General features: G+C 57.1%; 17 protein-coding genes and 2 tRNA genes. 18 read left to right on the top strand and 1 reads right to left on the bottom strand.

Translation table 11 applies throughout. The features are described 5' to 3' along the window. Nucleotides 1–49 precede the first annotated feature (49 nt). Genes carB through ACLBW8_RS19155 form a run of 3 tightly spaced genes read left to right on the top strand, consistent with a single transcriptional unit; the run spans nucleotide 50 to nucleotide 4,177 of the window. Nucleotides 50–3,271, top strand: coding sequence for a carbamoyl-phosphate synthase large subunit (gene carB, locus ACLBW8_RS19165; RefSeq protein ID WP_064454179.1), 3,222 nt, complete (start codon nucleotides 50–52; stop codon nucleotides 3,269–3,271). Continuing rightward, a complete protein-coding gene (gene greA, locus ACLBW8_RS19160; protein ID WP_064454178.1) occupies nucleotides 3,268–3,744 on the top strand; it encodes a transcription elongation factor GreA in 477 nt (158 codons plus the stop codon). Before carB ends, greA begins: the two co-directional genes overlap by 4 nt. Before the next feature lie 28 nt (nucleotides 3,745–3,772). Beyond that, nucleotides 3,773–4,177: a hypothetical protein gene (locus ACLBW8_RS19155; protein WP_064454177.1), complete on the top strand. Its 405-nt coding sequence runs from the start codon at nucleotides 3,773–3,775 to the stop codon at nucleotides 4,175–4,177. Nucleotides 4,178–4,197: 20 nt separating this feature from the next. Here the strand turns inward: ACLBW8_RS19155 and ACLBW8_RS19150 are convergent, their stop codons facing one another. Next, nucleotides 4,198–4,506 carry a YhbY family RNA-binding protein gene (locus tag ACLBW8_RS19150; RefSeq protein WP_017139256.1) on the bottom strand — a complete coding sequence of 103 codons (309 nt, stop codon included), beginning with the start codon at nucleotides 4,504–4,506 and terminating at the stop codon, nucleotides 4,198–4,200. Between the two features lie 105 nt (nucleotides 4,507–4,611). On the opposite strand from ACLBW8_RS19150, the gene rlmE reads away from it, so the two are divergent. The 15 genes from rlmE to pnp all read left to right on the top strand — a co-directional run bounded on the left by rlmE (nucleotide 4,612) and on the right by pnp (nucleotide 19,920). Beyond that, the gene (gene rlmE, locus ACLBW8_RS19145; protein WP_015885924.1) at nucleotides 4,612–5,262 is read left to right on the top strand and encodes a 23S rRNA (uridine(2552)-2'-O)-methyltransferase RlmE; all 651 of its coding nucleotides are present in this window, start codon (nucleotides 4,612–4,614) and stop codon (nucleotides 5,260–5,262) included. 200 nt (nucleotides 5,263–5,462) lie between these two features. Continuing rightward, nucleotides 5,463–7,373, top strand: a complete 1,911-nt coding sequence (gene ftsH, locus ACLBW8_RS19140) for an ATP-dependent zinc metalloprotease FtsH (protein ID WP_017478564.1) — start codon at nucleotides 5,463–5,465, stop codon at nucleotides 7,371–7,373. 8 nt (nucleotides 7,374–7,381) lie between these two features. Further along, nucleotides 7,382–8,233 (top strand): dihydropteroate synthase, encoded by an 852-nt coding sequence (folP, locus tag ACLBW8_RS19135; RefSeq protein WP_447806081.1) that lies wholly within the window; start codon nucleotides 7,382–7,384, stop codon nucleotides 8,231–8,233. 16 nt (nucleotides 8,234–8,249) lie between these two features. Further along, nucleotides 8,250–9,587 carry a phosphoglucosamine mutase gene (gene glmM / locus ACLBW8_RS19130; RefSeq protein WP_064454175.1) on the top strand — a complete coding sequence of 446 codons (1,338 nt, stop codon included), beginning with the start codon at nucleotides 8,250–8,252 and terminating at the stop codon, nucleotides 9,585–9,587. Between the two features lie 66 nt (nucleotides 9,588–9,653). Beyond that, nucleotides 9,654–10,409 carry a triose-phosphate isomerase gene (gene tpiA / locus ACLBW8_RS19125; RefSeq protein WP_064454174.1) on the top strand — a complete coding sequence of 252 codons (756 nt, stop codon included), beginning with the start codon at nucleotides 9,654–9,656 and terminating at the stop codon, nucleotides 10,407–10,409. Nucleotides 10,410–10,413: 4 nt separating this feature from the next. Then, nucleotides 10,414–10,797, top strand: a complete 384-nt coding sequence (secG, locus tag ACLBW8_RS19120; protein ID WP_010206600.1) for a preprotein translocase subunit SecG — start codon at nucleotides 10,414–10,416, stop codon at nucleotides 10,795–10,797. 22 nt (nucleotides 10,798–10,819) lie between these two features. Further along, a tRNA-Leu gene (locus ACLBW8_RS19115) sits at nucleotides 10,820–10,905 on the top strand. Between the two features lie 96 nt (nucleotides 10,906–11,001). After that, nucleotides 11,002–11,078 (top strand) — tRNA-Met (locus ACLBW8_RS19110). A gap of 140 nt (nucleotides 11,079–11,218) precedes the next feature. Next, nucleotides 11,219–11,677, top strand: a complete 459-nt coding sequence (gene rimP / locus ACLBW8_RS19105) for a ribosome maturation factor RimP (RefSeq protein ID WP_034117933.1) — start codon at nucleotides 11,219–11,221, stop codon at nucleotides 11,675–11,677. A gap of 47 nt (nucleotides 11,678–11,724) precedes the next feature. Then, nucleotides 11,725–13,206, top strand: coding sequence for a transcription termination factor NusA (nusA, locus tag ACLBW8_RS19100; protein WP_003212187.1), 1,482 nt, complete (start codon nucleotides 11,725–11,727; stop codon nucleotides 13,204–13,206). Nucleotides 13,207–13,233: 27 nt separating this feature from the next. Continuing rightward, the gene (gene infB / locus ACLBW8_RS19095; RefSeq protein WP_064454173.1) at nucleotides 13,234–15,759 is read left to right on the top strand and encodes a translation initiation factor IF-2; all 2,526 of its coding nucleotides are present in this window, start codon (nucleotides 13,234–13,236) and stop codon (nucleotides 15,757–15,759) included. 159 nt (nucleotides 15,760–15,918) lie between these two features. Beyond that, on the top strand, nucleotides 15,919–16,314 hold the full coding sequence (gene rbfA / locus ACLBW8_RS19090; RefSeq protein WP_016973761.1) for a 30S ribosome-binding factor RbfA: 396 nt from the start codon (nucleotides 15,919–15,921) through the stop codon (nucleotides 16,312–16,314). 3 nt (nucleotides 16,315–16,317) lie between these two features. Then, on the top strand, nucleotides 16,318–17,235 hold the full coding sequence (gene truB / locus ACLBW8_RS19085; protein ID WP_025857114.1) for a tRNA pseudouridine(55) synthase TruB: 918 nt from the start codon (nucleotides 16,318–16,320) through the stop codon (nucleotides 17,233–17,235). Between the two features lie 115 nt (nucleotides 17,236–17,350). After that, complete coding sequence (gene rpsO, locus ACLBW8_RS19080; protein WP_003176135.1) at nucleotides 17,351–17,620, top strand: 30S ribosomal protein S15; 270 nt, start codon at nucleotides 17,351–17,353, stop codon at nucleotides 17,618–17,620. Between the two features lie 194 nt (nucleotides 17,621–17,814). After that, the gene (gene pnp / locus ACLBW8_RS19075; protein ID WP_053258071.1) at nucleotides 17,815–19,920 is read left to right on the top strand and encodes a polyribonucleotide nucleotidyltransferase; all 2,106 of its coding nucleotides are present in this window, start codon (nucleotides 17,815–17,817) and stop codon (nucleotides 19,918–19,920) included. Nucleotides 19,921–20,082: the final 162 nt, after the last annotated feature.

The following is a 20,082-nucleotide window of genomic DNA, read 5'->3' as shown; positions in this document are numbered from 1 at the left end:
GTGTTCAAGACGGCTTGCCGACTGACCTGCGGATTTGAGTGACAAACCCATGCCAAAACGTACAGACATAAAAAGCATCCTGATTCTCGGCGCTGGCCCGATCGTGATCGGCCAGGCCTGTGAATTCGACTACTCCGGTGCCCAGGCCTGTAAAGCCCTGCGCGAAGAGGGCTACCGCGTCATCCTGGTGAACTCCAACCCGGCCACCATCATGACCGACCCGGACATGGCCGACGCCACCTACATCGAGCCGATCAAGTGGCAGACCGTTGCCAAGATCATCGAAAAAGAGCGTCCAGATGCACTGCTGCCAACCATGGGCGGCCAGACTGCACTGAACTGCGCCCTGGACCTGGAGCGCGAGGGCGTCCTGGAAAAGTTCGGCGTAGAGATGATCGGCGCGAATGCCGACACCATCGACAAGGCTGAAGACCGCTCGCGTTTCGACAAGGCCATGAAGTCCATCGGCCTTGACTGCCCGCGTTCCGGTATCGCCCACAGCATGGAAGAGGCCAACGCGGTACTCGAAAAGCTGGGCTTCCCGTGCATCATTCGTCCATCCTTCACCATGGGTGGCACCGGTGGCGGTATTGCTTACAACCGTGAAGAGTTCGAAGAAATCTGCGCGCGTGGCCTGGACCTGTCGCCGACTAAAGAACTGCTGATCGACGAATCCCTGATCGGCTGGAAAGAGTACGAAATGGAGGTTGTCCGCGATAAGAAGGACAACTGCATCATCGTCTGCTCCATCGAAAACTTCGACCCGATGGGCGTGCACACGGGTGACTCGATCACCGTAGCTCCGGCACAGACCCTGACGGACAAGGAATACCAGATCATGCGTAACGCCTCGTTGGCGGTATTGCGTGAGATCGGCGTTGAAACCGGCGGTTCCAACGTTCAGTTCGGTATCTGCCCGGACACCGGTCGTATGGTTGTGATCGAGATGAACCCGCGTGTATCGCGTTCTTCGGCGCTGGCATCGAAAGCTACCGGCTTCCCGATTGCGCGTATCGCTGCCAAGCTGGCGATCGGTTACACCTTGGACGAGCTGCAAAACGAAATCACTGGCGGCGCTACACCGGCGTCCTTTGAGCCGTCCATTGACTACGTTGTGACCAAGCTGCCGCGCTTTGCATTCGAGAAATTCCCGAAAGCCGACGCACGGCTGACCACTCAGATGAAGTCGGTTGGTGAAGTCATGGCCATCGGCCGGACCTTCCAGGAATCCCTGCAGAAAGCCCTGCGTGGCCTGGAAGTAGGCGTTTGCGGCCTGGACGAAAAGCTCGACCTGAGCAATCCGGAAAGCATGAGCGTGCTCAAGCGCGAGCTGACCGTACCTGGCGCTGAGCGCATCTGGTACGTCGCTGACGCATTCCGTGCCGGCATGACCGTCGAAGATATCTTCGGCATGAACATGATCGACCCGTGGTTCCTGGTACAGATCGAAGATCTGATCAAGGAAGAAGAGAAGGTCAAGACCCTCGGTCTGTCCTCTATCGACCGCGACCTGATGTTCCGCCTCAAGCGCAAAGGTTTCTCCGACCAGCGTTTGGCCAAGCTGCTGGGTGTGACCGAGAAGAACCTGCGCACGCATCGCCACAAGCTGGACATCTTCCCGGTCTACAAGCGCGTTGACACCTGCGCGGCCGAGTTCGCAACCGACACCGCCTACCTGTACTCCACCTATGAGGAAGAGTGCGAGGCTGCGCCGTCGGGGCGTGACAAGATCATTATCCTGGGTGGCGGTCCAAACCGTATCGGTCAGGGCATCGAGTTCGACTATTGCTGCGTACACGCCGCCCTCGCCCTGCGCGAAGACGGGTACGAGACCATCATGGTCAACTGCAATCCGGAAACTGTTTCCACTGACTACGACACCTCCGACCGTCTGTACTTCGAGCCGGTAACGCTGGAAGACGTGCTGGAAATCTGCCGCGTCGAGAAGCCAAAAGGCGTGATCGTCCAGTACGGCGGCCAAACCCCGCTGAAACTGGCTCGCGCTCTGGAAGCTGCCGGTGTGCCGATCATCGGCACCAGCCCTGACGCCATCGACCGTGCCGAAGACCGTGAGCGCTTCCAGCAAATGGTTGAGCGCCTGAACCTGCGTCAGCCGCCTAACGCTACCGTGCGCAGCGAAGACGAAGCCATCCGTGCAGCCAGCAAGATCGGTTACCCGCTGGTGGTGCGTCCGTCCTACGTATTGGGCGGCCGTGCGATGGAAATCGTTTACGAAGAAGAAGAACTCAAGCGTTACCTGCGTGATGCGGTGAAAGTGTCCAACGACAGCCCGGTGCTGCTGGACCACTTCCTCAACTGCGCCATCGAAATGGACGTGGATGCGGTTTGCGATGGCACCGACGTAGTGATCGGCGCAATCATGCAGCACATCGAGCAGGCGGGCGTTCACTCCGGTGACTCCGCATGCTCGCTGCCGCCGTACTCGCTGCCGGCGCACATCCAGGACGAGATGCGTGAACAGGTCAAGAAAATGGCCCTGGAACTGGGCGTTGTCGGCCTGATGAACGTTCAGTTGGCGCTGCAAGGCGAAGACATCTACGTCATCGAAGTTAACCCGCGTGCTTCGCGTACCGTGCCATTTGTATCCAAGTGCATCGGTGTGTCCCTCGCCATGATCGCTGCCCGCGTGATGGCGGGTAAGACCCTGAAGGAAATCGGCTTCACCAAGGAAATCATTCCTAACTTCTACAGCGTGAAAGAGGCGGTGTTCCCATTCGCCAAATTCCCTGGTGTGGACCCGATCCTGGGCCCAGAGATGAAGTCCACCGGTGAAGTGATGGGTGTGGGTGACACTTTCGGTGAAGCATTCGCCAAGGCCCAGATGGGTGCCAGTGAAGTGCTGCCGACCGGTGGTACTGCATTCATCAGTGTGCGTGACGACGACAAGCCGCTGGTTGCAGGCGTGGCCCGTGATCTGATCAACTTGGGCTTTGAAGTCGTGGCCACCGCCGGGACCGCCAAGCTGATCGAAGCTGCCGGCCTGAAAGTGCGTCGCGTGAACAAGGTGACGGAAGGCCGTCCGCATGTGGTCGACATGATCAAGAATGACGAAGTCACGCTGATCATCAACACCACCGAAGGTCGCCAGTCGATCGCGGATTCCTACTCCATTCGTCGTAATGCCTTGCAGCACAAGATCTACTGCACCACCACCATTGCTGCAGGCGAAGCTATCTGCGAAGCGCTCAAGTTCGGTCCTGAAAAGACCGTGCGTCGCTTGCAGGATCTACACGCAGGATTGAAGGCATGATCAAATACCCTATGACCGTCCAGGGCGCCAAGGCCCTGGAAGAGGAACACGCCCACCTGACCAAGGTCGTACGTCCAAAGCTGAGCCAGGACATCGGTACGGCCCGCGAGCTGGGCGACTTGAAGGAAAACGCTGAATACCATGCCGCTCGTGAGCAGCAAGGTATGGTCGAGGCGCGGATCCGTGACATCGAAGGTCGTATGCAGAATGCGGTGATCATCGACGTCACGACCATTCCGCACACCGGCAAAGTGATTTTCGGCACCACCGTCGAAATCGCCAACGTCGAGACGGATGAGCGCGTCGTTTACCACATCGTGGGTGAGGACGAGGCTGACTTTAAACTCGGCAAGATTTCCGTCGGGTCACCACTCGCGCGTGCCTTGATTGCCAAGGAAGAGGGTGACGTGGTGTCCGTCAAGACGCCTGGTGGCGTGATCGAGTACGAGATTGTCGAAGTTCGTCACGTCTGAAAGGCGGCGCCCGCTTCGTGCGGGCGCCATGCTTTGGCAGCTCGCCCAGATGCTTTGGGTGGGTGGCCTGTGGCTATTGCACATTGGTGTACTGCCGGTGTTGGGCCTGATTGGCCTGGCGCCGTTGCTGATCGATGAGCTCGATGGATTGCTCAGTGCGTTGCTGGTAGGTTTTGCGGCGGCGTGCGTGACGCTCCAGGTGCTGGTGCTGATCAAGGCCGAAGGCTTGGGGAGTTTGTGGCGGGATATTCGCGGCCAACTGCTGTTGATGGCGCTGTATGCATGTGCAATGTTTTGCGTGGTGCATGTGTGGCTGCCGGAAGCGTTGCGCTGGCAGCTATTCAGCTATCTTGTGCTAGGGTTCTCCGGCCTGGTGCTGGTTATACAGCCTGCGCCGGGATGGAGTGGCAGGGCGCGCGAAGCACGCCCGTGACCCTTGTTGTCATTTGAAAGCTATTTGAAGCGGTGTACGTTTGACAGTTGCTTGTTGACGCTGAAGTTCTTGCGATACAGCAGCGCCATCTTGCCGATGACCTGAACCAGATCCGCTTTGCCGACCTTGCATAGTTCTGCAATGGCGGCCAAACGCGCTTCGCGGTCAAGGATGTTGACCTTGATCTTGATCAGTTCGTGATCGCCCAATGCGCGTTCAAGTTCGGCTAACACACCTTCAGTCAAACCGTTGTCTGCCACAATCAGAACTGGTTTCAGATGGTGGCCAATGGATTTGTACTGTTTCTTCTGCTCTTGAGTGAGCGGCATAATCTGACCCCTGCGTCTGATCTTGTAAAAAGCGGCGGCCAGTTTACCCGAGCGAGTCCGGGACCGCCCAGTTAATCACGACCCGTTTTATTTTCGAGGTGGCCCGTGGCCCGTTCCAAAACTAGTCTTAAGTGGCTGCAAGAGCATTTCAACGACCCTTACGTCAAAAAGGCGCAAAAGGACGGCTACCGTTCCCGGGCCAGCTACAAGCTGCTGGAGATCCAGGACAAGGACAAATTGATTCGTCCAGGCATGAGCGTTATTGATCTTGGCGCAGCCCCTGGTGGCTGGTCCCAGGTGACCAGTCGTCTGATTGGTGGGCAAGGCCGCTTGATCGCTTCCGATATCCTGGAAATGGACAGCATCCCGGATGTGACCTTTGTTCATGGTGATTTCACCCAGGACACGGTGCTCGCACAGATCCTTGAAGCTGTGGGAAATTCGCAGGTAGACCTTGTGATTTCCGACATGGCCCCCAATATGAGTGGATTACCGGCTGTTGATATGCCGCGCGCGATGTTCCTTTGTGAGCTGGCGCTGGATTTGGCAGGTCGGGTTTTGCGTCCTGGTGGTGATTTTCTGGTGAAGGTCTTCCAGGGCGAAGGTTTTGACGAGTACCACAAGAACATCCGCAAATTGTTCGACAAGGTGCAAACGCGCAAGCCTGACTCTTCCCGGGACAGGTCTCGTGAGCAATACCTGCTGTGTCGCGGCTTCCGCGGTGTTGAAGGTGCGGCGAGTGAAGAGCGTTTTTGAGGAATTCGAGGAAGGCGATAGGTTTTTTTATATCGCTTTCGTCATGAAGCTTTACGAATATTGTGTAGTCAAAGTTTCACAAAGGGTTACAGACGGCGCCTGCCAGAGTTGTAGGTAATGTAGTAAGTTAGGCCGGTGAATATCATGCGAAGCGCGCGCCAGTAGCGGAGCTTGCTTCAGAGGGTAGTTAATTGAACGATATGGCAAAGAATCTGATCCTGTGGTTGATCATCGCGGCTGTCCTGGTGACGGTGATGAACAACTTCTCCAGCCCTAACGAGCCGCAGACCCTCAACTATTCCGACTTCATCCAGCAAGTTAAGGATGGCAAGGTCGAGCGCGTAGCGGTTGATGGCTACGTGATTACCGGCAAACGCAACGATGGCGACAGCTTCAAGACCATTCGTCCGGCAATTCAGGACAACGGTCTGATCGGCGACCTGGTGGATAACCATGTAGTCGTTGAAGGCAAGCAGCCTGAGCAGCAGAGCATCTGGACCCAGCTCCTGGTGGCCAGCTTCCCGATCCTGGTGATTATCGCCGTGTTCATGTTCTTCATGCGCCAGATGCAGGGTGGTGCGGGAGGCAAGGGCGGGCCGATGAGCTTCGGCAAGAGCAAGGCACGCCTGCTCTCCGAGGATCAGGTGAAGACCACCCTCGCGGATGTCGCGGGTTGTGATGAAGCGAAGGAAGAAGTTGGCGAGCTGGTCGAGTTCCTGCGTGACCCGGGCAAGTTCCAGCGTCTGGGCGGCCGCATTCCTCGCGGCGTGCTGATGGTGGGTCCTCCGGGTACCGGTAAAACCTTGCTGGCCAAGGCGATTGCCGGCGAAGCCAAGGTGCCGTTCTTCACTATTTCTGGTTCTGACTTCGTCGAGATGTTTGTCGGTGTCGGTGCCAGCCGTGTTCGCGATATGTTCGAACAGGCCAAGAAACACGCCCCATGCATCATTTTCATCGACGAAATCGACGCTGTTGGTCGCCATCGTGGTGCAGGCATGGGCGGTGGTCACGATGAGCGTGAGCAGACTCTCAACCAATTGCTGGTGGAGATGGACGGCTTTGAAATGAATGACGGCATTATCGTCATCGCCGCAACCAACCGTCCGGACGTACTGGACCCTGCGCTGCTGCGTCCAGGCCGTTTCGACCGCCAGGTGGTAGTGGGTCTGCCGGACATCCGTGGTCGCGAACAGATTTTGAAAGTGCACATGCGCAAAGTGCCGATGGGCGACGACGTGGCTCCGGCCGTCATTGCCCGTGGTACTCCAGGCTTCTCCGGTGCTGACTTGGCCAACCTGGTGAACGAGGCTTCGCTGTTCGCTGCCCGTACCGGCAAGCGCATCGTAGAAATGAAAGAGTTCGAACTGGCAAAAGACAAGATTATGATGGGCGCTGAGCGCAAATCCATGGTCATGTCCGAGAAAGAGAAGCAGAACACCGCTTATCACGAAGCCGGTCACGCCATTGTTGGTCGTGTCGTGCCTGAGCATGACCCGGTTTACAAGGTGTCGATCATTCCTCGTGGTCGGGCGTTGGGTGTCACCATGTTCCTGCCTGAAGAGGATCGTTACAGCCTCTCCAAGCGTGCGCTGATCAGTCAGATCTGCTCACTGTATGGTGGCCGAATTGCTGAAGAGATGACCCTTGGCTTCGATGGCGTAACCACCGGTGCCTCCAACGACATCATGCGTGCCAGCCAGATTGCACGGAACATGGTGACCAAGTGGGGCTTGTCTGAAAAACTCGGGCCTTTGATGTATGCCGAAGAAGAAGGCGAAGTGTTCCTGGGTCGTGGCGGTGGCGGTCAAGCTGCCAGCTTCTCGGGTGAAACGGCCAAGCTGATCGACTCCGAAGTGCGCAGCATCATTGACCAGTGCTACGGCACGGCCAAACAGATCCTGACCGACAATCGCGACAAGCTGGATGCAATGGCTGATGCGTTGATGAAGTACGAGACCATTGATGCCGACCAGATCGACGACATCATGGCGGGTCGCACGCCTCGTGAGCCTCGCGATTGGGAAGGTGGTTCGGGCACTTCTGGCACTCCGCCAGTAGTTCAGAACGAGCGCCCTGAAGCCCCAATCGGCGGTCCGGCAGCTGACCACTAAGGTTTGAAATGACTTCTGCGTTGTCCTCAACCCGGTTGCCTTGCGGCAACCGGGTTCTTGATTTGGCCCGTACACATGTCATGGGCATTCTTAATGTAACCCCCGACTCCTTTTCCGACGGCGGCCGCTTCAGTCAACTCGATGCCGCATTGCGTCACGCCGAGGCGATGGTGGCGGCGGGCGCGACCTTGATTGATGTCGGTGGTGAGTCGACTCGCCCTGGCGCTCGCGTTGTTTCTCCTCTCGAGGAGTTGGAGCGAGTGGCGCCGATCGTCGAGCGCATTGCTCGTGAGTTGGACGTGATCATCTCGGTGGATACATCGACTCCGGCCGTGATGCGCGAGACGGCGCGCCTGGGTGCGGGGCTCATCAACGATGTGCGCTCCCTCCAGCGAGACGGTGCCCTGGATGCGGCAGCGGCAACCGGTCTGCCCGTATGCCTGATGCATATGCTGGGAGAGCCCGGCAATATGCAAGACAGTCCACACTACGACGATCTCGTTGGTGAAGTGAGTGGGTTTCTTGCTGAAAGGATCGCTCAGTGCGCCAAGGTTGGGATTGCTGCCGAAAAAATCATCCTTGATCCTGGGTTTGGCTTTGCCAAAACCCTTCAGCACAATTTAAGTCTGTTCAAACATATGCAGGCCTTGCATGCGCTTGGTCGGCCCCTGTTGGTCGGTGTTTCGCGCAAGAGCATGATAGGGCTCGCATTGAGTCGACCGGTGGGTGAGCGGTTGTACGGTGGCCTTGCTCTGGCAGCGCTCGCGGTTACCAAGGGCGCGCGTATCTTGCGTGTGCATGACGTCGCCGAGACGGTCGATGTGGTGCGTATGCTTGCCGCTGTAGAATCAGCCGAATAAGAACGATGGAGCACTTATGACTAAAAAATATTTTGGCACCGACGGTATCCGTGGTCGGGTCGGCGAATTTCCGATTACGCCTGATTTCATGCTCAAGCTGGGTTGGGCGGCAGGTATGGCGTTCCGCAGCATGGGTGCTTGCCGCATTCTGGTGGGCAAGGACACCCGTATTTCCGGTTACATGTTTGAGTCCGCGCTGGAGGCTGGCTTGTCCGCCGCCGGTGCTGACGTAATGCTGCTGGGGCCAATGCCGACGCCGGCGATCGCTTACCTGACGCGTACCTTCCACGCTGAAGCCGGTATCGTGATCAGTGCCTCGCACAACCCTCATGATGACAATGGCATCAAGTTTTTCTCTGGCCAGGGCACCAAGTTGCCGGACGCGATCGAGCTGATGATCGAAGAGCTGCTGGATGCACCGATGACGGTGGTCGAGTCCAGCAAGCTGGGCAAGGTCTCACGCATCAACGACGCGTCTGGCCGCTACATCGAATTCTGCAAGAGCAGCGTGCCGACCAGTACCAATTTTGCCGGGCTGAAGATTGTTGTCGATTGCGCTCATGGTGCGACCTACAAAGTGGCTCCGAGTGTATTCAAGGAGCTGGGCGCCGATGTGACAGTGCTGTCGGCTCAACCGAATGGTTTGAATATCAACGAAAACTGCGGCTCCACCCATATGGAGCAACTGCAGGCGGCCGTCCTGGCTGAGCATGCTGATCTCGGTATTGCTTTTGACGGGGATGGTGATCGTGTCCTGATGGTGGATCACACTGGGGCTGTCGTGGATGGTGATGATTTGTTGTTCATCATTGCTCGCGACCTGCATGAGCGTGACAAGTTGCAGGGCGGCGTCGTTGGCACTCTGATGAGTAACCTGGGCCTGGAACTGGCCTTGGCAGATCTTGGAATTCCCTTCGTTCGGGCCAATGTCGGTGACCGCTATGTAATCGCCGAACTGCTGGAGCGTAACTGGCAGGTGGGCGGCGAGAACTCGGGGCATGTGGTTTGCTTCCAGCACACGACGACTGGCGATGCAATTATTGCCGCGTTGCAGGTGTTGCTGTCCTTGCGTCGTCGTGAGGAGAGCCTCGCTCAGGCGCGACAGGCTCTGCGTAAGTGCCCGCAGGTTTTGCTCAATGTGCGTTTCGCCGGTGGCGAAAACCCGATCGAACACCCTGCGGTCAAAGACGCCTGCGAGCGCGTGACCCTGGCAATGGCGGGGCGTGGGCGGGTGTTGCTGCGCAAGTCCGGCACGGAGCCTCTGGTGCGCGTCATGGTCGAAGGTGAGGACGAAACACAGGTTCGCGGCCATGCCGAAGACCTGGCAAAACTGGTAACTGAAATTTGCGCCTGAATTCGGCTTGCCAGTGATGATGTGGTTGGGTAACATCTGCGCCCACTTTGACCGACGGGGTACAGCATGCGTCGCACTATGGTAGCTGGTAACTGGAAGATGCACGGTACCCGCGCCAGTGTCGCTGAGCTGATCAATGGCCTTCGTCACTTGGCCTTGCCTAGCGGTGTTGATATTGCGGTTTTCCCGCCTTGCTTGCATATCAACCAGGTGGTTGATGGCTTGAAAGGTAAGTCGATCCAGGTCGGCGCGCAGAATTCTGCGGTGGAGCCCATGCAAGGTGCTTTGACCGGTGAGATTTCGCCGAGTCAGTTGGTAGATGCGGGTTGTTCCTATGTGCTTGTCGGGCACTCCGAGCGCCGTCAGATGATGGGCGAGCGTGATGGGACACTCAATCGCAAGTTTGCAGCGGCACAGGCTTGTGGCTTGATTCCGGTGTTGTGCATAGGGGAGACCCTTGAGCAACGCGAATCGGGCAAGACTCTTGAAGTTGTCTCGCGTCAGCTGGGCAGCATCATCGAGGAGCTGGGTGTTGGTGCGTTTGCAAAGGCGGTAATTGCTTACGAGCCGGTCTGGGCCATTGGCACCGGGCTGACTGCTACACCGCAACAGGCGCAGGATGTGCACGCAGCCATTCGCGCACAGTTGGCGGCAGAGAATTCTGAGGTCGCACAAGGTGTGCGGCTTCTATACGGCGGCAGCGTGAAGGCGGCCAATGCGGTCGAACTGTTCGGCATGCCGGATATCGATGGGGGGCTCATTGGTGGAGCTTCCCTGAATGCAGATGAGTTCGGTGCGATTTGTCGCGCCGCGGGAAACTGAAAAAATGCTGGAAACAGTCGTAGTCGTTTTTCATCTGTTGGCTGCCCTGGGCGTAGTTGCCCTGGTTTTGTTGCAACAGGGTAAAGGTGCGGATGCTGGTGCGTCTTTCGGTGCAGGTGCTTCAAATACTGTGTTCGGAAGCCAAGGTTCCTCTACCTTTCTTAGTAAGTTTACTGCTATACTTGCCGCCGGTTTCTTCATAACCAGCTTAGGGTTAGGTTACTTTGCTAAAGAGAAAGCTCATGTGCTGACTCAAGTAGGTTTGCCAAACCCAGCAGTGTTGGAGGTACCAAAAGCAAAACCGGCTTCTGATGATGTCCCGGTGCTTCAAGAGCAAAAGTCGGCTACTCCAGCGACTGACGTACCTCCAGCTCAAGAGCAAAAGTAAGAAGGGTTGTAAACGCTGTATTGCCGAGGTGGTGGAATTGGTAGACACGCAACCTTGAGGTGGTTGTGCCCATAGGGTGTAGGGGTTCGAGTCCCCTTCTCGGTACCAATTATCAGGAGAGCCCGCTGTTGCGGGCTTTCTTGTAGGTGGAAGGTTACATTGACCCTGTAAGGGATCGGTCGTATACTTCCGCCCCAGCTTTGTCGCGGGGTGGAGCAGTCTGGTAGCTCGTCGGGCTCATAACCCGAAGGTCGTCGGTTCAAATCCGGCCCCCGCAACCAGTTTTAGCGGAGCCCCTTTTAAGGGGCTTTTTGTTAGCTGGACACTTTCAACGCCGCTATTCGACGGCGTTTCAAGGATGGGCGTTTCGCCCATTTTTTTATTTTGCACAGCATGCACATACATGCACGAGGGGGTTCAGGTGTCGAGCAAGCTAGAAGAGTTGCAGGCCTTGTTGGCCCCGGTGATCGTGGCCCTAGGCTATGAATGCTGGGGTATTGAGTTTTCGGCTCAAGGTCGCCACTCAATGTTGCGCGTTTATATCGATAAAGAGGGCGGTGTGCTGGTGGACGATTGTGCCATTGTCAGCCGTCAGATCAGCGGTGTCCTGGATGTTGAAGATCCAATCGCCGTTGAATATACCCTCGAAGTTTCCTCGCCAGGCATGGAACGCCCACTGTTCACTATTGATCAGTTTGCAAAATTTGCCGGTGAACAAGTGAAGATCAAGCTGCGCTCCCCGTTCGAAGGGCGACGCAACTTTCAGGGCCTTCTGCGCGGTGTAGAAGAACAGGATGTCGTGGTGCAGGTAGAAGACCATGAATTCCTGTTGCCGATCGATATGATCGACAAGGCCAACATTATTCCCAGTTTTGACTGAGACGCGGATCCCGCGGATCCAATGGCTTGCGAAAGGCGAGGCGTACGATGAGCAAAGAAGTACTGCTGGTTGTTGAGTCGGTATCCAATGAAAAGGGCGTACCGGCAAACGTGATTTTTGAAGCGCTGGAGCTGGCCCTGGCCACTGCTACCAAAAAGCGTTTTGAAGACGAAGTGGATCTGCGTGTGGAAATCAACCGCCACACCGGTGCCTATGAGACTTTCCGTCGCTGGACGGTCGTCGAAGAAGCCGACCTTGATGATCCGGCCATCGAAACCTGGCCAAGCAAGGTTGCCGAAACGCACCCTGGCGCTCAGGTCGGTGATGTCGTCGAAGAAAAGATCGAATCGATCGAATTCGGCCGTATTGCTGCACAGACCGCCAAGCAGGTCATCGTGCAGAAGGTTCGCGAAGCCGAGCGCGCTCAAGTCGTTGACGCTTATCGCGAGCGCCTGGGTGAAATCATCTCCGGCACCGTGAAAAAAGTCACCCGCGACAACGTGATCGTCGACCTGGGCAACAACGCAGAAGCGTTGCTGGCCCGCGAAGACATCATCTCTCGCGAAACCTTCCGTGTTGGCGTGCGTTTGCGTGCGCTGCTCAAGGAAATCCGCACCGAGAACCGCGGCCCTCAGCTGATCCTGTCGCGTACCGCGCCGGAAATGCTGATCGAGCTGTTCCGTATCGAAGTGCCGGAGATCGCCGAAGGCCTGATCGAAGTCATGGCTGCGTCCCGCGACCCGGGTTCGCGCGCCAAGATCGCGGTCCGTTCCAAGGACAAACGCATCGACCCGCAGGGCGCTTGCATTGGTATGCGTGGTTCACGCGTCCAGGCAGTGTCGGGCGAATTGGGTGGTGAGCGTGTGGATATTGTGCTGTGGGACGATAACCCGGCGCAGTTTGTGATCAACGCCATGTCGCCAGCTGAAGTGGCGGCAATTATCGTTGACGAAGATGCCCATGCAATGGACATCGCCGTTGGCGCAGACAATCTGGCTCAGGCCATTGGTCGTGGTGGTCAGAACGTGCGTCTGGCCAGCCAACTGACCGGTTGGACCCTGAACGTGATGACCGAATCGGACATCCAGGCTAAGCAGCAAGCTGAAACCGGCGACATCCTGCGCAACTTCATCGACGAGCTGGAAGTCGACGAAGACCTGGCACAGGTGCTGGTAGATGAAGGCTTCACCAGCCTGGAAGAGATTGCCTACGTACCGTTGGAAGAAATGCTCAACATCGACGGCTTTGACGAAGACACCGTCAACGAGCTTCGCGCTCGGGCCAAGGATCGTTTGTTGACTAAAGCCATCGCTACTGAGGAAAAGCTGGCAGACGCCCATCCGGCCGAAGACCTGCTCTCGCTTGAGGGTATGGACAAGGATTTGGCGATGGAACTGGCGGTGCGCGGCGTAATTACCCGCGAAGACCTGGCCGAGCAGTCTATTGACGATCTGCTCGACATCGACGGCATTGACGATGATCGTGCCGGCAAGTTGATCATGGCCGCCCGAGCCCATTGGTTCGAGTAACTAGGCGCGGCCTGAGGAGAGAAGTGCATGACGCAAGTCACGGTGAAACAACTGGCCGATGAGGTCAAAACACCGGTAGAGCGCCTGTTGCAGCAGATGCGTGAGGCAGGTCTGCCGCACACCGCCGCCGATGAAGGTGTGAGCGACAGTGAGAAGCAGTCTTTGCTGACTCACTTGAAGAGCAGCCACAAGGCGAAAGTGGAAGAACCGCGCAAGATTACATTGCAGCGCAAAACCACCAGCACACTGCGTGTTGCTGGTAGCAAGAGCATCAGCGTTGAAGTACGCAAGAAGAAAGTCTTCGTACAGCGCAGCCCGGAAGAAATCGAAGCCGAGCGCAAACGCGAACTGGAAGAACGTCGCGCAGTAGAAAATGCTGCTCGTCAGAAGGCTGAAGAAGAGTCCAAGCGTCGCGCCGAAGAAGAAGCGCGTCGCCAGCCTGCTGCTGCGCAACCTGCTGGTACTGAAGCGGTCGCCGCGCCTAGCGCACCTGTTGAAGCTGTGCGTGAGGCCGCTCCGGTTGCCGCCGCACCTGCTCCAGCAGCAGACGCTCGCAAGCGCGACGAACCTCGTCGTCCGGACAAGCCACGTGCCGACGATAACAATCGTCGCGGTGGTGGTGGCGATGGCGAGCGTAAAAACGCTCCACATCGTGCCTCGGTCAAAGAGAAAGCGCCCGCTCCACGCGTTGCCCCACGTACTACCGACGAAGAAAGCGATAGCTTCCGTCGCGGTGGTCGCGGCAAGGCCAAGCTGAAAAAACGCAACGCCCACGGTTTCCAGAGCCCAACAGGCCCTGTCGTGCGTGATGTGCAGATCGGCGAGACCATTTCTGTTGGCGATCTCGCCAATCAGATGTCGGTCAAGGCTGCTGAAATCATCAAGTTCATGTTCAAACTGGGTACCCCAGCGACCATCAACCAGGTGCTTGATCAGGAAACTGCTCAACTGGTAGCCGAAGAACTGGGCCACAAAGTGACCCTGGTCAGCGATACCGCTCTGGAAGACTCCCTGGCCGAGTCCTTGAAGTTTGAAGGTGAGACGTTCTCCCGTGCGCCAGTCGTGACCGTAATGGGCCACGTTGACCATGGTAAGACTTCGCTGCTCGACTACATTCGTCGTGCCAAGGTAGCTGCTGGCGAAGCCGGCGGTATCACCCAGCACATCGGCGCGTACCACGTTGAAACCGAACGCGGCATGGTCACTTTCCTCGACACCCCAGGTCACGCCGCGTTTACCGCAATGCGTGCCCGTGGTGCCAAGGCAACTGACATCGTGATCCTGGTCGTTGCAGCAGACGATGGCGTGATGCCGCAGACCATTGAAGCTGTCCAGCACGCCAAGGCTGCTGGTGTTCCACTGGTTGTTGCAGTGAACAAAATCGACAAGCCGGGCGCCGATCTTGATCGCATCCGTAGCGAACTGTCGGTTCACGGCGTGACTTCCGAAGAGTGGGGCGGTGATACGCCATTCGTCTCGGTCTCGGCGAAAGTCGGTACCGGTGTAGACGAACTGCTCGAAGCGGTCCTGCTGCAAGCTGAAGTACTCGAACTGAAAGCAACGCCATCGGCCCCGGGTCGCGGTGTTGTGGTTGAATCGCGTCTCGACAAAGGTCGTGGCCCGGTTGCAACCGTACTGGTTCAAGACGGTACCCTGCGCCAAGGCGACATGGTGCTGGTCGGTTCGAACTATGGCCGTGTACGTGCCATGCTCGACGAGAACGGCAAGCCAATCAAAGAAGCCGGTCCTTCCATCCCTGTCGAGATCCTCGGCCTGGACGGTACTCCGGACGCTGGCGACGAGATGAGCGTAGTTGCCGACGAGAAGAAAGCCCGTGAAGTGGCTCTGTTCCGTCAAGGCAAGTTCCGCGAAGTCAAACTGGCCCGTGCTCACGCCGGTAAGCTGGAGAACATCTTCGAGAACATGGGCCAGGCAGAGAAGAAGACGCTTAACATCGTCCTCAAATCTGACGTCCGTGGTTCCCTCGAGGCGTTGAACGGCGCCTTGAACGGCCTGGGTAACGACGAAGTGCAAGTGCGTGTTGTCGGTGGCGGTGTCGGTGGTATCACCGAGTCCGACGCCAACCTGGCACTGGCTTCCAACGCTGTACTGTTCGGCTTCAACGTGCGTGCCGATGCTGGCGCTCGCAAGATCGTCGAGCAGGAAGGCCTGGACATGCGTTACTACAACGTCATCTACGACATCATCGAAGACGTCAAGAAAGCCCTTACCGGCATGCTTGGCAGTGACGTCCGGGAGAACATCCTGGGTGTTGCCGAGGTGCGTGACGTGTTCCGTTCGCCGAAATTCGGTGCGATTGCCGGCTGTATGGTTATCGAAGGCACTGTGCACCGTAACCGTCCAATCCGTGTACTGCGTGAAGACATCGTTATCTTCGAAGGCGAGCTGGAATCCCTGCGCCGCTTCAAGGATGACGCTTCTGAAGTACGTGCCGGCATGGAATGCGGTATCGGCGTCAAGAGCTACAACGACGTCAAAGCTGGTGACAAGATCGAAGTCTACGAGAAGGTTCAGGTTGCTCGCAGCCTCTAACTCGCGCACTTCAGGAGCCACACAGCGTGTGGGCATGCAAATGCCCCGCGCCGTGTCCGGACTCTAAACGCAACGCCCGGTCTGGCTTTTGTCAGGCCGGGCGTTTGCCGCTTTCAGACCCCACGGGTTTCACCGTGTGGCAGTAACAGGTAACAAGACATGGCAAAAGAATACAGCCGTACCCAGCGAATCGGCGATCAGATGCAGCGCGAGCTGGCCCAACTGATCCGTCGCGAAGTCAAAGACCCACGCGTTGGCCTGGTCACCATCACCGCCGTTGAAGTGAGCCGTGACGTAGGTCACGCCAAGATTTTCATCACCGTGATGGGCCAGGACAGCAGCGAAGAAATCGCGCAAAGCATCAAGGTGCTCAACTCCGCCGCAGGCTTCCTGCGCATGCAGTTGGCCCGTGAAATGAAGCTGCGCAGCGTGCCCCAGTTGCACTTCCACTACGACGAAAGCGTCGTGCGTGGTGCGCACCTGTCGGCACTGATCGAGCGCGCCGTGGCGGAAGACAGCCAGCACCCGTCCACACCTGAAGACGCCAAGGAGTAAGCGGTGGCTCAGGTCAAACGTATCCGTCGCAACGTCAGCGGCATCATTCTGCTCGACAAGCCCATTGGTTTTACCTCCAATGCCGCATTGCAGAAGGTTCGCTGGTTGCTGAACGCCGAGAAGGCCGGGCATACCGGCAGCCTCGATCCCTTGGCCACCGGCGTATTGCCGTTGTGCTTTGGTGAGGCCACCAAGTTCTCGCAATACCTGCTCGATTCCGACAAGGGTTACGAAACCCTGATGCAACTGGGCAAGACCACCACCACGGCCGATGCCGAGGGTGATGTTTTGCAGGTTCGCGACGTGACCGTTGGTCGTGCTGATATTGAAGCTGCTTTACCCGGTTTTCGTGGGGAAATCAGTCAGATACCACCGATGTACTCGGCGCTCAAGCGTGATGGGCAGCCTCTTTACAAGCTGGCACGTGCGGGCGAAGTAGTGGAGCGCGAACCGCGTTCTGTTACTATTGCGCGCTTGGAATTGCTCGCCTGTGAGGGCGACACTGCCCGCTTGGCCGTGGACTGCAGCAAAGGCACCTATATCCGTACCCTGGTGGAAGATATTGGTGAAAAGCTCGGTTGCGGTGCTTACGTTGCAGAGCTGCGACGCACGCAGGCAGGGCCTTTCAGCCTTGCCCAGACGGTCACGCTGGAAGAGTTGGAAGCAGTACATGCCGAAGGCGGCAATGAAGCAGTTGATCGCTTCCTGATGCCATCGGACAGCGGTTTGCTGGACTGGCCATTGCTGCACTTCTCGGAGCACAGCGCGTTCTATTGGCTAAACGGCCAGCCGGTACGCGCTCCGGACGCTCCGAAGTTCGGTATGGTGCGGGTACAGGATCATAACGGTCGCTTTATCGGTATCGGTGAAGTGAGCGAAGACGGGCGCATCGCGCCGCGTCGACTGATTCGGTCAGAATGACCGGACGAGTGTGGCTGTTAACAGGCACGGTCAACACTCATTTTTAGATACAGGGATTTGTCCCTGGCCTGTTGAAATTGCCCTTTGGGTGGTTTCCTGAAAAAAGGATTGCCTCATGGCTCTCGACGTTCAAGAAAAAGCACAAATCGTTGCTGACTATCAGCAAGCTGTTGGTGACACTGGTTCGCCAGAAGTGCAAGTTGCACTGCTGACCCACAACATCAACAAGCTGCAAGGTCACTTCAAGGCCAACGGTAAAGATCACCACTCCCGTCGTGGTCTGATCCGCATGGTAAACCAGCGCCGTAAGCTGCTGGACTACCTGAAAGGCAAGGATCTGGGTCGTTATCAGGCTCTGATCGGTCGCCTGGGTCTGCGTCGCTAATAAGCGATTGCGCTAGAGGTTGGTTGTCTGCCGTGTGTCAGTGGGATTCCCTCTGGCCCATGGCAGGCTCCCAGCCTCAAGTTTTATCTGGATACACGTTTTACCCTGGACCAGGCTCGGGCCGATTCCCGACATTGCCCAAGAATTTCGCAAGAAGACAAGTTCCCCAAGAGCCACAAAGAAGGTAGGACACCGTGAACCCGGTTATCAAAAAATTCCAGTTCGGTCAGTCGACCGTTACCCTCGAGACAGGCCGTATCGCCCGTCAAGCTTCCGGCGCAGTGCTGGTCACCGTTGACGACGACGTCACCGTATTGGTGACTGTTGTTGGCGCCAAGCACGCGGACCCAAGCAAGGGCTTCTTCCCTCTGTCCGTTCACTACCAGGAAAAGACTTACGCTGCCGGTAAGATCCCTGGCGGTTTCTTCAAGCGCGAAGGCCGTCCTTCCGAGAAAGAAACCCTGACTTCCCGACTGATCGACCGTCCGATCCGTCCGCTGTTCCCAGAAGGCTTCATGAACGAAGTGCAGGTTGTCTGCACCGTCGTTTCCACCAGCAAGAAGACCGATCCGGACATCGCTGCGATGATCGGTACCTCGGCTGCCCTGGCCATCTCCGGTATTCCTTTCGATGGTCCAATCGGCGCTGCCCGTGTTGCGTTCCACGAAAGCACCGGCTACCTGCTGAACCCGACTTACGAACAACAGAAAGCTTCGAGCCTGGACATGGTCGTTGCCGGTACTTCGGAAGCCGTGTTGATGGTTGAATCGGAAGCCAAAGAGCTGACCGAAGACCAGATGCTGGGCGCGGTACTGTTTGCTCACGACGAGTTCCAGGTTGTGATCAACGCTGTTAAAGAACTGGCTGCCGAAGCTGCCAAGCCAACGTGGACCTGGGCTCCACAAGCTGAAGCGACAGAACTGCTGGGCGCTATCCGCTCCGAGTTCGGCGCAGCGATCTCCGATGCCTACACCATCACCGTCAAGGCCGACCGTTACGCTCGCCTGGGCGAGTTGAAGGATCAGGTTGTGGCCAAGCTGTCCGGTGAAGAAGGCCAGCCTTCTTCCAGCGACGTCAAAGCTGCATTCGGTGAAATCGAATACCGCACCGTTCGCGAAAACATCGTTAACGGCAAGCCACGTATCGACGGCCGCGACACTCGCACCGTACGTCCGCTGAACATCGAAGTGGGTGTTCTGCCGAAGACTCACGGTTCGGCGCTCTTCACCCGCGGTGAAACTCAGGCTCTGGTAGTTGCGACCCTGGGTACTGCGCGTGACGCACAGTTGCTGGACACCCTGGAAGGCGAGAAAAAAGACCCGTTCATGCTGCACTACAACTTCCCTCCGTTCTCGGTAGGTGAGTGTGGTCGCATGGGTGGCGCTGGCCGTCGCGAAATCGGTCACGGCCGTCTGGCTCGTCGTTCGATTGCAGCCATGCTGCCGGCTGCTGACGTGTTCCCGTACACCATCCGTGTTGTGTCGGAAATCACCGAGTCCAACGGTTCCAGCTCCATGGCTTCGGTCTGCGGTGCTTCCCTGGCGCTGATGGATGCTGGTGTACCGATGAAGGCACCGGTTGCCGGTATCGCCATGGGCCTGGTTAAAGAAGGCGAGAAGTTCGCCATCCTGACCGACATCCTGGGCGACGAAGACCACCTGGGCGACATGGACTTCAAAGTAGCCGGTACCGCTAAAGGTGTTACCGCGCTGCAGATGGACATCAAGATCAAGGGCATCACCGAAGAGATCATGGAAATCGCTCTGGGCCAAGCCCTGGAAGCGCGCCTGAACATCCTCGGTCAGATGAACCAGATCATTGGTCAGTCCCGTACCGAACTGTCGGAAAATGCTCCGACCATGATTGCGATGAAAATCGACACCGACAAAATCCGTGATGTTATCGGTAAAGGCGGCGCGACCATTCGCGCAATCTGTGAAGAGACCAAGGCTTCGATCGACATCGAAGACGACGGCTCGATCAAGATCTTCGGCGAAACCAAGGAAGCTGCAGAAGCTGCACGTCAGCGCGTTCTGGGTATCACCGCTGAGGCCGAGATCGGCAAGATCTACGTCGGTAAAGTTGAGCGCATCGTCGACTTCGGCGCGTTCGTCAACATCCTGCCAGGCAAAGACGGTCTGGTTCACATCTCTATGCTGAGCGACGCTCGTGTTGAGAAAGTGACCGACATTCTGAAAGAAGGCCAGGAAGTGGAAGTGCTGGTACTGGACGTGGATAACCGCGGCCGTATCAAGCTGTCCATCAAGGACGTAGCAGCAGCCAAGGCTTCGGGCGTTTAATTACCCCTTCGCTTTAAGCTGAAAAAGGACTCTTCGGAGTCCTTTTTTTATGCGCGGAGGAAAATGTCGGGAAATCAGTCGCTTAGTTAATTCAAAAAGCCGCAACTTGCACGCAGGCACGATCAGTTTCATGCAACTTGCACGATTCCGAGATTTGGATGT

The organism is Pseudomonas sp. M5A4_2d, assembly GCF_053345295.1.
The sequence above is the reverse complement of the archived record's forward strand: the minus strand, read 5'-3'. Positions and strand labels throughout refer to the sequence as shown.